The 12,097-nt window shown below is 60.5% G+C and carries 12 protein-coding genes, 1 pseudogene and 1 riboswitch; of the genes and pseudogenes, 8 read left to right on the top strand and 5 right to left on the bottom strand.

Annotated elements, in window-relative coordinates:
- Positions 1 to 47: 47 nt before the first annotated feature.
- Genes gcvP through gcvT form a run of 3 tightly spaced genes read right to left on the bottom strand, consistent with a single transcriptional unit; the run spans position 48 to position 4,435 of the window.
- A complete protein-coding gene (gene gcvP / locus AC1DTN_RS18765; RefSeq protein ID WP_477922026.1) occupies positions 48 to 2,912 on the bottom strand; it encodes an aminomethyl-transferring glycine dehydrogenase in 2,865 nt (954 codons plus the stop codon).
- The gene (gene gcvH / locus AC1DTN_RS18770; RefSeq protein WP_477922028.1) at positions 2,912 to 3,274 is read right to left on the bottom strand and encodes a glycine cleavage system protein GcvH; all 363 of its coding nucleotides are present in this window, start codon (positions 3,272 to 3,274) and stop codon (positions 2,912 to 2,914) included. Before gcvH ends, gcvP begins: the two co-directional genes overlap by 1 nt.
- A 24-nt stretch (positions 3,275 to 3,298) precedes the next feature.
- Positions 3,299 to 4,435: a glycine cleavage system aminomethyltransferase GcvT gene (gene gcvT, locus AC1DTN_RS18775; RefSeq protein ID WP_477922030.1), complete on the bottom strand. Its 1,137-nt coding sequence runs from the start codon at positions 4,433 to 4,435 to the stop codon at positions 3,299 to 3,301.
- A gap of 155 nt (positions 4,436 to 4,590) precedes the next feature.
- Positions 4,591 to 4,682: riboswitch (glycine riboswitch) on the bottom strand.
- A 259-nt stretch (positions 4,683 to 4,941) separates the two neighbouring features.
- Here gcvT and AC1DTN_RS18780 point away from each other — a divergent pair.
- A pseudogene (locus AC1DTN_RS18780) lies at positions 4,942 to 5,418 on the top strand (copper chaperone PCu(A)C); the annotation flags it as partial.
- A gap of 65 nt (positions 5,419 to 5,483) precedes the next feature.
- Here the strand turns inward: AC1DTN_RS18780 and AC1DTN_RS18785 are convergent.
- Positions 5,484 to 5,747, bottom strand: coding sequence for a hypothetical protein (locus AC1DTN_RS18785; RefSeq protein WP_113325596.1), 264 nt, complete (start codon positions 5,745 to 5,747; stop codon positions 5,484 to 5,486).
- A 121-nt stretch (positions 5,748 to 5,868) separates the two neighbouring features.
- Between AC1DTN_RS18785 and crcB the strand changes: the two genes are divergently transcribed.
- The 7 genes from crcB to AC1DTN_RS18820 all read left to right on the top strand — a co-directional run bounded on the left by crcB (position 5,869) and on the right by AC1DTN_RS18820 (position 11,496).
- Complete coding sequence (gene crcB / locus AC1DTN_RS18790; protein WP_477922032.1) at positions 5,869 to 6,246, top strand: fluoride efflux transporter CrcB; 378 nt, start codon at positions 5,869 to 5,871, stop codon at positions 6,244 to 6,246.
- 96 nt (positions 6,247 to 6,342) lie between these two features.
- Positions 6,343 to 7,335: an RluA family pseudouridine synthase gene (locus AC1DTN_RS18795; protein ID WP_439015061.1), complete on the top strand. Its 993-nt coding sequence runs from the start codon at positions 6,343 to 6,345 to the stop codon at positions 7,333 to 7,335.
- Entirely contained in the window at positions 7,332 to 7,985 is a 654-nt protein-coding gene (locus AC1DTN_RS18800) for an HAD-IA family hydrolase (RefSeq protein ID WP_442205854.1), read from the top strand. Before AC1DTN_RS18795 ends, AC1DTN_RS18800 begins: the two co-directional genes overlap by 4 nt.
- A 9-nt stretch (positions 7,986 to 7,994) precedes the next feature.
- A complete protein-coding gene (locus tag AC1DTN_RS18805; RefSeq protein ID WP_477922034.1) occupies positions 7,995 to 8,780 on the top strand; it encodes an ATP12 family chaperone protein in 786 nt (261 codons plus the stop codon).
- Between the two features lie 68 nt (positions 8,781 to 8,848).
- Entirely contained in the window at positions 8,849 to 9,301 is a 453-nt protein-coding gene (locus tag AC1DTN_RS18810; protein WP_477922035.1) for a hypothetical protein, read from the top strand.
- 138 nt (positions 9,302 to 9,439) lie between these two features.
- Positions 9,440 to 10,972: an acyl-CoA carboxylase subunit beta gene (locus tag AC1DTN_RS18815; protein WP_442205857.1), complete on the top strand. Its 1,533-nt coding sequence runs from the start codon at positions 9,440 to 9,442 to the stop codon at positions 10,970 to 10,972.
- A 128-nt stretch (positions 10,973 to 11,100) separates the two neighbouring features.
- Positions 11,101 to 11,496: a DoxX family protein gene (locus AC1DTN_RS18820; protein WP_477922037.1), complete on the top strand. Its 396-nt coding sequence runs from the start codon at positions 11,101 to 11,103 to the stop codon at positions 11,494 to 11,496.
- 165 nt (positions 11,497 to 11,661) lie between these two features.
- Here AC1DTN_RS18820 and sugE read toward each other — a convergent pair whose 3' ends face one another.
- Positions 11,662 to 11,976 (bottom strand): quaternary ammonium compound efflux SMR transporter SugE, encoded by a 315-nt coding sequence (gene sugE, locus AC1DTN_RS18825; RefSeq protein WP_113325762.1) that lies wholly within the window; start codon positions 11,974 to 11,976, stop codon positions 11,662 to 11,664.
- Between the last annotated feature and the right edge of the window lie 121 nt (positions 11,977 to 12,097).

Genomic DNA, 12,097 nt, shown 5'->3' on the forward strand with positions numbered 1-12,097 from the left:
GATGGAAGGGGCTTGGATTGCTCAACGCTGGGCGTCTGGCCTGACTGCTATTCAGCTGCCTCTGCGTAGGCCTCAACCGGCGGGCAGGTGCAGATCAGGTTGCGGTCGCCATAGACGTTGTCGACGCGGTTGACCGGCGACCAGTACTTGTCCACGCGGAAGGCACCGGGCGGGAAGCAGGCCTGTTCGCGCGAATAGGGGCGATCCCATTCGCCGACAAGGTCTTCGACCGTATGCGGAGCGTTCTTCAACGGGTTGTTCAGCTTGTCCGAACGTCCCTCTTCGATGTCGCGGGCTTCCTGACGGATCGCCAGCATCGCTTCGCAGAAGCGGTCGAGTTCGGCCTTGGTCTCGGATTCCGTCGGCTCGATCATCAGCGTGCCGGCAACCGGCCAGCTCATGGTCGGTGCATGGAAGCCGCAGTCGATCAGGCGCTTGGCGACGTCATCGACGGTCACGCCGCAGCTGTCGACCAGCGGGCGGGTGTCGATGATGCATTCATGCGCCACACGGCCGGCAGCCGACTTGTAGAGCACGTCGTAAGCGCCCTTCAGACGAGCCGCGATATAGTTGGCGTTGAGGATCGCAACCTTCGTCGCCTGCGTCAGGCCTTCGCCGCCCATCATCAGGCAGTAGCTCCAGGAGATCGGCAGGATGGAGGCCGAGCCGAAAGCTGCTGCGGAGACCGCACCCGAACGGCCGTCCGTTTCCGGATGGCCGGGCAGATGAGGCGCCAGATGCGACTTGACGCCGATTGGGCCCATGCCCGGACCGCCGCCGCCATGTGGGATGCAGAACGTCTTGTGCAGGTTGAGGTGCGAGACGTCGGAGCCGATGTCACCAGGGCGAGACAGACCGACCATGGCGTTCATGTTGGCGCCGTCGAGATAGACCTGACCGCCGTGCTGATGCACGAGGTCGCAGATTTCCTTGACGGTTTCCTCGAACACGCCATGCGTCGACGGATAGGTGATCATGCAGCAGGAGAGATTATCCGCATACTGCTCCGCCTTGGCGCGGAAATCGTCGAGGTCGATATCGCCGTTTTCACGGACCTTCACGACCACGACCTTCATGCCGACCATCTGGGCCGAAGCCGGATTGGTACCGTGCGCCGAGGTCGGGATGAGGCAGACGTCGCGATGACCCTGGCCGTTTGCAATGTGGTAATTGCGGATGGTCAAAAGGCCCGCATATTCGCCCTGCGCGCCGGAATTCGGCTGCATGGAGAAGGCGTCGTAGCCGGTGACGGCGCAGAGCTTTGCCGTCAGGTCATCGATCATTTCGCGATAGCCGAGCGCCTGGTCGGCCGGCACGAAAGGATGGATGTCGGAAAATTCCGGCCAGGTGATCGGCAGCATTTCGGCCGTGGCGTTCAGCTTCATCGTGCAGGAGCCGAGCGGGATCATCGAGCGGTCGAGCGCCAGATCGCGGTCCGAGAGCCGGCGGATGTAGCGGGTCATTTCGCTTTCGGCGCGGTTCATGTGGAAGATCGGATGTGTCAGGTATTCGCTGGTGCGCAGCAAATCCTTCGGCAGGCGATAGGACGGCTCGAAATCGGCAATCTGGAAATTGCCGCCGAAGGCGCGCCAGACGGCTTCCAGCGTTGCCGGGCGGGTGCGTTCGTCGAGCGACATGCCGATCTTCGTCTGACCGACCTTGCGAAGGTTGACGCCTTCGGCGACGGCTGCACGCAGGATGAGGCCCTGCATGTGGCCGACATCGACGGTGATCGTGTCGAAGAAGGTATCAGGCTCGACCCTGTAGCCGAGCTTCTCCAGTCCCTTGGCCATCAGCACAGCCTTCTGGTGGACCTGCTGGGCGATCGCCTTGATGCCCTTCGGACCATGGAAGACGGCGTACATGGAGGCCATCACGGCGAGCAGAACCTGCGCGGTGCAGATGTTCGACGTCGCCTTCTCGCGGCGGATATGCTGTTCGCGCGTCTGCAGCGACAGGCGATAGGCACGGTTGCCGCGGGCATCGACGGAAACGCCGACGAGACGGCCGGGCATGGAGCGTTTGATGGCGTCCTTGACCGACATATAGGCGGCATGCGGGCCACCGTAGCCGACCGGAACGCCGAAGCGTTGCGAGGAACCGATCGCGATATCGGCACCCATTTCGCCCGGCGACTTCAGAAGCGTCAGCGACAGGATATCAGCGGCAACGACAGCGATGGCGCCCGTCTGGTGCAGGCGGGAGATCAGGCCGGTGAAATCGCGCACATGGCCGTGCGTACCCGGATACTGGAAGATTGCGCCGAAGACATCGACCGGATCGAGATCGGTGAAGGGATTGCCGACGATAACGCTCCAGCCGAGCGGCTCGGCACGGGTCTTGATCAGCTCGATCGTCTGCGGATGGCAGTCGGCATCGACGAAGAATGCCCTGGCCGTCGACTTGGAGACACGCTCGGCCATGGCCATGCCTTCGGCAGCGGCCGTCGCTTCATCGAGCAGCGAGGCGTTGGCGACGTCGAGGCCGGTCAGGTCGCAGATCATCGTCTGGTAGTTCAGGAGCGCTTCAAGGCGCCCTTGAGAGATTTCCGGCTGGTAGGGCGTGTAGGCCGTGTACCAGGCCGGGTTTTCCAGGATGTTGCGCTGGATGACCGGCGGCGTGATCGTGCCGTAATAGCCCTGGCCGATCAGCGAGGTCAGAACCTTGTTCTTGTTGGCGGTTTCGCGCAGCTTGTCGAGCGCTTCACGCTCCGTCATCGGCGCGCCCCAGAGGAGCGGCGCCTTCTGGCGGATCGATGGCGGCACGGTGGCGTCGATCAGCGCATCGAGGCTCTTGTAGCCGATGGTGCCGAGCATATCCGACATTTCAGACGGCGAGGGGCCGATATGACGACGGTTGGCGAAGTCATAGGGCTGATAGTMGGTGAACTGGAATTCGGTAGGCGTCGTCATTACGCAGTCAGCTCCTTATAAGCCGCTTCGTCGAGCAGGCCATCGGCATCGGCAAGGTTCTTGAGCTTGAGCTTGAAGAACCAGCCAGCACCCTGCGGATCGGAATTGACGAGCGACGGGTCGGCGACGATGGCCGGATTAACCTCGACGACCTCGCCATCAAGCGGGCAGTAGACATCCGAAGCCGCCTTGACGGATTCGACTGTCGCAGCATTGCCATCCTTGGAGAAGGTAGCGCCGACTTCAGGCAATTCCACGAAAACGAGGTCGCCGAGCTGCTCGACAGCGTAGGTGGTGATGCCGACGGTCGCGACATCGCCTTCGAGCTTCAGCCATTCATGTTCAGCAGTAAATTTCAGCATGGAAAAATCCTCTCGCAATAGGGGTCAGCGTTTGTAGGTCGGCGTGATGAAGGGAAGGGCGGAAACGGTGACAGGCAGATACTTGCCACGCACTTCGGCATAGACTTGCGTGCCGGCTGCGGCATGGGAGACCGGAACATAGCCCATGGCGACAGGGCCTTCGACGGAGGGGCCGAAACCACCCGAGGTGACTTCGCCGATCTCGGTCTTGCCCTCGGCATCGGCATAGAGCTTGGCATGGCTACGCACCGGCGCCTTGCCCTCAGGCTTCAGGCCGACGCGCTTGCGGGCCACACCCTTGTCCAGCTCGCCGAGAATGCGATCTGCACCCGGGAAACCGCCGGCGCGCGCACCGCCGGTGCGGCGGGCCTTCTGCATGCCCCATTCGATGGCCGCCTCGACCGGCGAGGTGGTCGTGTCGATGTCGTTGCCATAGAGGCAGAGGCCGGCTTCGAGGCGCAGCGAGTCGCGGGCGCCAAGGCCGATCGGCTCGACATCGGGATGCTCGAGCAACCGGTTGGTGACATCCACGGCCTTGTCGGCGGGAATGGAGATTTCAAAGCCGTCCTCGCCGGAATAGCCGGAACGCGAGACGAGACAGGAAACGTCGTGCAGGCGGCAGTGACGCACGTCCATGAACTTCATGGCGGCGACATCTGCCCAGAGTTCAGCCAGCGCTTCGACGGCGCGCGGGCCCTGCAGTGCGATCAGGCCGCGGTCGAGGACGGTGATCTCGCAGGTGTCGGAAAGATGCTTCTGCAGGTGCGCGATGTCTTGTTCCTTGCAGGCAGCGTTGACGACGACGAAGAGGTGGTCGTCGAGATGGGCGATCATCAGGTCGTCGAGGATACCGCCATTCTCATCCGTGAAAAAACCGTAGCGCTGGCGCCCTTCGGCAAGACCGAGAATATCGACGGGTACGAGGCTTTCGAGCGCAAGCGCTGCATCCTCATACTTGCCGGACTTCGCCTTGATGATGAGCTGGCCCATATGGGAGACATCGAACACGCCGGCAGCGTTGCGGGTCTGCAGGTGTTCCTTCATGACACCGGCCGGATACTGCACCGGCATGTCATAGCCTGCGAAAGGCACCATGCGGGCGCCGAGCGACAGGTGCAGCGCGTGTAGCGGGGTTTTCTTGAGGGCAGCAGTATCGTCCAAACGACGCCTCCGGTGTTTGCGCCGGATATTCCGGGCGCGGGCTCAAAACTGAAGGCGCGGTTGCGCCTTGTCTCCTTGAGCCCCCTCTGTCCCTGTGCCTGAGATTGTTATCCCTTCGGCGGGCGTTTCGAGAACGCCACTCTCCAGAGTTCCGTCTGCCCCTTGTGGTCCTTTTGCCTGAGAGTTTCCGGGGCGGTTGCTCCTTCGGCACCGGCATCTCGCGCCGGATTCTCCCAACAAGGTTGCGGCAATTATCCGGCGGTGGCAGGCCTTGGCAAGCAAAATGTCGCGACCGCACAAATTTTTGTCGCGACTCTAAAAAGCCGGTTGCGGTCCGGGGCAAATGGGCTTTTGCGTTCGCAGGCGAAATTGGCTATCGGCAGCCGAGAGCCTTTCCTGATCAGATTGAAACATTCTGATCAGGAAAGGCTCTGAGAGCGAGGAGATATTCGATGAAGATTGTCAGGACATCAGCTTTGGCGGCGCTGCTTTGCGCTTGCGGCTTTGCCGGATCCGCTGTCGGCCAGGACCATCAGCACATGCAGGGCATGGACATGGGCAACATGGGTTCCATGAACATGGCCGCTGACGGCGACGTCGTGAAAGTCGGCGATCTCGAAGTCTCCGGCGGTTTTGCCAAAGCGATGCTGCCCGGCCAACCCGTTGGCGGCGGCTTCTTCACAGTGAAGAACAACGGCTCGACCGATGACCGCCTTGTGTCGGTCACGTCGCCCGATGCCGGCGCGGTACAGCTTCACGAGATGGCCATGAAGGACAATGTCATGAAGATGCGCGAGCTGAAGGATGGCATTGCGGTTCCCGCGGGCCAGACCGTGGAGCTTTCGCCCGGCAACCTGCATCTGATGTTCCAGAAAGTGAAGACGCCCTTCAAGCAGGGCGACAAAGTACCGGTCACACTGACTTTCGAAAAGGCTGGAAAGGTCGATCTGGTGCTGAACGTGCTGTCGGCCCAAGGCAAATAAGTGCTGAAAAACAAAAGCCCGCGACCAAAGTCGCGAGCCTTGCTCCTCCCAGCAATATTTAAATCTCAGACATCCTCGTAGGACTGCAGGGCCTGCTGCAAGCCTGCCTGTGGCTGCCGATAACCCTTGGTCATGAGATCAAGCGCAACTTCGGTATTCTGGATGATATTGGTCGATTCTTCCGGATCTTCGCCGCTTTGATTGAGCTGGCGTTCGGCAATCTTTCGGGCCTCCCGCGCGGCCGTGCTCGTCGCCACGCGCTGAGGAATGCGCAGGGATTCGAAGGCGAGGGCAGCTGTACTTGCCGATATGGAAACAAGCTGTGTCATGCGCCCGTCATACCGGTGCGATCTTCGCGTTCGGCTTAAGAAAATCATTCGCATTTTACCGGATGGTAAGAATTCCGCAGATGCGATTGGAATCAGGATGGAATCGCAATAAACCGGAGGCATGTTCCAGGCTCTGCTCGTCGCGGTCGGCGGCGCAATCGGTTCGCTTCTGAGATATTATGTCGGCCTGGGTTCGTTGCGGCTCATGGGGCCTGGCTTTCCATGGGGCACGCTTATCGTCAATGTCGTCGGCTGCTTCATCATCGGTGTCTTTGCCGAGATGATCATGCGCCGTTTCAATGCATCGGTGGAGCTGAGGCTGCTGCTGATCACCGGCTTCCTCGGCGGCTTCACCACCTTCTCAGCCTTCTCTCTGGATGCGATCACATTGTTCGAGCGCGGTGAGGTTTTTGCCGGCGGCATTTATATCGCGGCAAGCGTCGGGCTTTCGATGGTGGCTGTTATGGCCGGCCTCGGCCTGATGCGCGTGTTGCTCTGATTTCGATTCCGATTTCCGTTTTGTGAAAAATGCTCTAAAGGCAGCGGCAAGAGAGGCGCCGGCTCCGACCGCGCCCATATTTTCCGAAAGAATTCCATGGCAGGTATAGAACACATCAAGGTGGAGCCCGATGAAGCGGGCATGCGGCTCGACCGCTGGTTCAAGATCCACTATCCGGGGCTCGGCTTCGGCCCGCTGCAGAAGCTTCTGCGCTCCGGCCAGGTGCGTGTCGATGGCGGCCGCGTCAAATCGGATGCGCGTGTGCAGCCCGGCCAGATGGTGCGCATACCGCCACTCGATGTCGATGCCAAGGCGAAGTCCGGGCCGATCGCCGGCAAGGACCTCAAGCATTCGAGTGATTTCGAGCTTCTCTCCCGCATGGTGCTGCATGAAGACGAAAAGGTCATCGTGCTCAACAAGCCGCCCGGCCTTGCGGTGCAGGGCGGCTCAGGTGTCGCAAGGCACATCGACCAGATGCTGGAAGCATGGACCAGCCCGAAGGGCGAGAAGCCACGCCTCGTTCACCGCCTCGATCGCGATACATCAGGTGTACTCGTCATTGCCCGTACGCGCGGTGCCGCCCAGAAGCTGACGGCCGCCTTCCGCGAGCGCGACACCAAGAAGACCTACTGGGCGCTGGTGAAGGGCGTACCGCGCAAGCACGAGGACAAGATCTCGACCTGGCTCGTCAAGGAACCGACGGCCGATGGTGACCGCATGCGCATTGCCAAGCACGGTGAGGATGGCGCCGATCACGCGATTTCCTTCTACCGCGTCCTGGAGACGGCGGCACAGAACCTCGCATGGCTGGAGATGGAGCCCTATACCGGCCGCACCCACCAGCTGCGCGTCCATGCACTGCATATCGGCCACCCGATCATCGGCGATCCGAAATATTACGACGAGGATCCCAACTGGGATTTCCCCGGCGGTATCCAGAAGAAGCTGCATCTGCACGCGCGTCACATCGACATTCCGCACCCCTCGGGCGGGCGCCTGCGCGTTAGCGCGCCACTGCCACCGCATATGGTGCAGACCTGGAACCTTCTCGGTCTCGACCTCGCAGGCGCTGAAAGGGACAGCGAATGAAGCTCGCGCTTTTTGATTGCGACGGCACGCTGGTCGACAGCGCCGGGCTGATCCACGAAACAATGCGCCGCACCTTCGATAAGTTCGGCAAGCCGGAACCGCGATTTGAAGACACCAAGGCCATTATCGGTCTGACGCTGGATATCGCCATTGCCCGCATGCAGGGCAAGCCGCATGTCGAGCAGGAAGATATCGACATGACGGCGCATTACAAATCGCTGTTTTCGGTCGTGCGGCAGGATCTCGACTACCGGGAGCCGCTCTTTCCCGGCATCCGCGAGATGATCGACGCCATCAGCGGGCGCGAGGATCTGTTGATCGGCGCGGTGACCGGCAAGTCCCGGCGCGGGCTGAACCTTGTCATGGAAACTCACGGCTTCGACAAGCATTTCACCGTCGCGCGCACCGCCGACGATTGCCCCTCCAAACCGCATCCGGCCATGGTGACGGAGTGCTGCGACGAAACCGGAATGAATGCTGCTGATGCCATTGTCATCGGTGACGCGATTTACGATATGCAGATGGCAAAGGCTGCCGGTGCCAAGGCGATCGGCGTTGCCTGGGGCTATGCCAGCGTGGATGAGCTGATCGCCAACGGCGCCGATGCGATTGCCTATCATCCGAACGAGATATTGCGCCATTTTTCCTGAGGTGAGCCCATGCGCGACCTGCTGAACGACCTTTCCGAAGGCCTGAGCCATCCCGATCCGATCCGCCGCGCGCAGATCCAGATGAAGAAGCCGCTGCCGAAGCGCTTCTATCAGGCGGTTGCCGTGGCGCCCCACGAGGATGGTTTTGCGATCGAACTCGATGGCAAGATGGTGCGCACGCCCGCCCGTCAGATCCTGGCCGTGCCGAGCGAGACGCTGGCAAAGCTCGTTGCCGCCGAATGGGATGCGCAGGCCGAGGTGATCGATCCGTCGCTGATGCCGGTGACGCGCCTCGTCAACACGGCAATCGATGGTGTCGCGACCGACACACAGGCCGTCTTCGAGGATATCCTGCGCTTTTCATCGAGCGATCTGCTCTGCTACCGCGCCGATGGCCCGGAAAGGCTCGTAGAGCGGCAGACTGAGCGCTGGGATCCGGTGCTCGACTGGGCGGCCGCAGAACTCGGCGCGCGCTTCATCCTCGTCGAGGGCGTGATGCATCATGAGCAGCCACGCGAGGCAATCGCCGCCTTCGGCTCGGCATTGCGCCGGCACGACAGCGCACTGGAGCTGGCGGCCCTACACACGGTAACGACGATCACCGGTTCGGCGCTGCTGGCGCTTGCCATTGCCGAAGGCGAGATCACGCCTGACGAAGCCTGGTCGCTCGCCCATCTCGATGAGGACTGGACCATCGAACATTGGGGAAGCGACGAAGAAGCCGAGCAGCGCCGGGCCAAGCGTTTTGAGGATTTCAAAGCCGCGACGGATGTTTTTTTCGCGCTAAGGGCCTGAATCATATTGCGTTGATGGGCTTTATGACCAAATCTGCGACTCCAGACGGGGATGTGCGGGAATTTGGAATGAATTGGCCGAGGTTGAGATTTTGCCTGATAGCGCTTGCATGCGTGGCGCTAACGGCCTGCGCCAGCCTCATGCCGAAGAAGCAGGAAAAGCCTGTCTATGACGTGCGCGGCGCCGTCGTGCTCTCGAGCACGACTATGTCGGCGGAATTGCTTTCCGGCATCAGCGATCGTGTCAATGCCGCGATTCGCGGGACGGTCCGTACCAGCGAATTGCCGCGTGTGGTGCTGACGATCCGCATCGTTTCCATCGCAAAGGGCCTCGGGTTCCAGAAGGACCGCAATGTCGCGAAGGTGAGCATCGATGCCGCCTCCGTGGAAGACGGATCTGTGATCGCCGTGACCTCCTTCGAAGTCACAAGCATGACCGCCGATCCTGATCTGGCCGACGACATTCTGGCGGAAGATATCGCCGCGCGCGTGCGCTCCGCCTTCGCACTCAGCGGACGCTAGATCATTTCGTTTTTCTTCGAAACCCGGAAATGATCTATCTCTTTGTTTTAACGCAATTCCGGACGCAAAACCGCTGCACACTTTTGCTGGAATTGCTCTAGCTGTAAAATCGGCCGTCAACGGCGGCGAGGGGAGATCATGAAGGATATTCTGGAAGAGCTCGAACGCCGCCGTGGTATCGCTCGTCTCGGTGGCGGACAAACGCGCATCGACGCGCAGCACCAGCGCGGCAAACTGACGGCGCGCGAACGCATCGATCTCTTTCTCGACGAAGATTCCTTTGAAGAGTTCGACATGTTCGTGGAGCACCGCTCCACCGATTTCGGCATGGACAAGAGCCGCATTGCCGGCGACGGCGTGGTGACCGGCTGGGGCACGGTCAACGGCCGTACCGTCTTCGTATTCGCCAAGGATTTCACCGTCTTCGGCGGCTCGCTCTCGGAAGCCCATGCCGAGAAGATCATCAAGGTGCAGGATATGGCGCTGAAGAACCGCGCGCCCATCATCGGCATCTATGATGCGGGTGGCGCGCGCATTCAGGAAGGTGTCGCAGCCCTTGGCGGTTATGCCGAGGTCTTCCAGCGCAATGTGCTGGCCTCTGGCGTTATTCCGCAGATCTCCGTCATCATGGGACCGTGCGCGGGCGGCGACGTCTATTCGCCTGCCATGACGGATTTCATCTTCATGGTGCGCGATACGTCCTACATGTTCGTGACCGGTCCCGATGTGGTGAAGACCGTCACCAACGAGACTGTTACGGCCGAAGAACTCGGCGGCGCGAGTGTGCATACGACGCGCTCTTCGATTGCCGACGGCGCCTATGACAATGATGTCGATACGCTCCTGCAGGTGCGCCGGCTTATCGATTTCCTGCCGCAGTCGAACACCTCGCCGGTGCCTGAGATCGAATGTTACCAGTCGGTGACCGATGCCGACAATTCGCTGGATACATTGATCCCGGCCAATGCCAACAAGCCCTACGACATCAAGGAATTGATCCAGAAGGTGGCGGACGAGGGGGATTTCTTCGAGATACAGGCGAGCTTCGCCAAGAACATCGTCTGCGGCTTCGGGCGCATCGAGGGCTCGACTGTCGGTTTCGTCGCCAATCAGCCGATGATGCTTGCCGGCGTGCTCGACAGCGACGCCTCGCGCAAGGCGGCGCGCTTCGTGCGCTTCTGCGACTGCTTCAACATTCCGATCGTCACCTTCGTCGATGTGCCGGGCTTCCTGCCGGGCACGGCGCAGGAATATGGCGGGCTCATCAAGCATGGCGCCAAACTGCTTTTCGCCTATGCGGAGGCGACCGTGCCGAAGCTGACCGTCATTACCCGCAAGGCCTTCGGCGGCGCCTATGACGTGATGGCGTCGAAACATCTGCGGGGCGATCTCAACTATGCCTGGCCGACGGCGCAGATCGCCGTCATGGGCGCCAAGGGCGCCGTCGAAATCATCTTCCGCAAGGATATCGCCGATCCCGAAAAGATCGCGGCGCATACGAAAATGTATGAGGATCGCTTCCTGTCGCCTTTCGTGGCGGCCGAGCGGGGCTATGTCGACGAGGTGATCATGCCGCATTCGACACGGCGCCGACTGGCTCGCGGCCTGAAGATGCTGCGGAACAAGGATCTCAGCAATCCCTGGAAGAAGCACGACAACATCCCGTTGTGAACGAATAAAGGAGGTTCTTCAGGTGTTTATCCACTGTCGAAGTTGTGAACGCCTGTCAGCAAACTGTGTCTTCAATCCCTGTTAGAGACACGGTAACGCTCGGCAGTACACCCTTAAGGAGAGTCTTTATGTCAACTTTCGAGCGTCTATCCGCCTACCGCCCCTATGGTCTGGCCGCTCTCAGAATCATGACCGCGCTTCTGTTCATCGAGCACGGAACGATGAAGCTTTTTGGTTTCCCGGCAGCGCAAGGCGACGGCCCGCTGTCCACTTTGTTCCTGATAGCGGCACTGCTGGAAACCTTCGGCGGTATCCTCATTCTCATCGGCTTCGCAACACGGCCGGTGGCCTTCCTGCTGTCGGGCGAAATGGCGATCGCCTATTTCATGGCGCATATGCCGCACAGCTTCTTCCCGGCTCTCAACCAGGGCGACGGCGCGATCCTGTTCTGCTTCGTCTTCCTCTACCTGTTCTTTGCCGGCGCCGGTGCATGGTCCATCGATAACAGAAACGCATCAGCCTAAAGCGCGTCGCGATCTTTCAGATCGGCTTGCTGCGCTTTAGGTCTTTGTTTTTACGCGTGTCGTTGTCGCAAAACCGCTGCACACTTTTGCGCGACATGCTTTAACAGAAGAGGCTGCGGGTGCTTCATCGCCCGCAGCCTCTTCTTCATTTCAGATATTTCCTTTTCAGGCGGTCATTTTGAGGCCGGCGATGCCGGCGACGATCAGCGCGATGCAGATCAGACGAGAGGCGCTTGCCGCGTCCCCCAGAAGCCAGATGCCGAGCAGCACAGTGCCGACCGTGCCGATACCGGTCCAGATCGCATACGCGGTGCCAATGGGCAGGCTTTTGACGGCAAGACCGAGCAGGATGATACTCACCACCATGGAAATGACCGTGAGGATCGTCGGCATCGGACGGGTGAAGCCATCGGTATATTTCAGACCGATTGCCCAACCGCATTCAAAAAGGCCAGCGAGAAAAAGTAGGAACCAAGCCATCATACTCTCCTTGTCAAGAGCGAGGCCGTCCCCGCGACTTTGCGCCCGGACTGATCCAAGCGCCGCAGTCGTCTGCGTCACATCCCATATGTGCGAGGGAACGGCCGAGTTCAAGCTAGGA

The sequence above is a fragment of the Rhizobium sp. 01T444 genome, assembly GCF_056398305.1.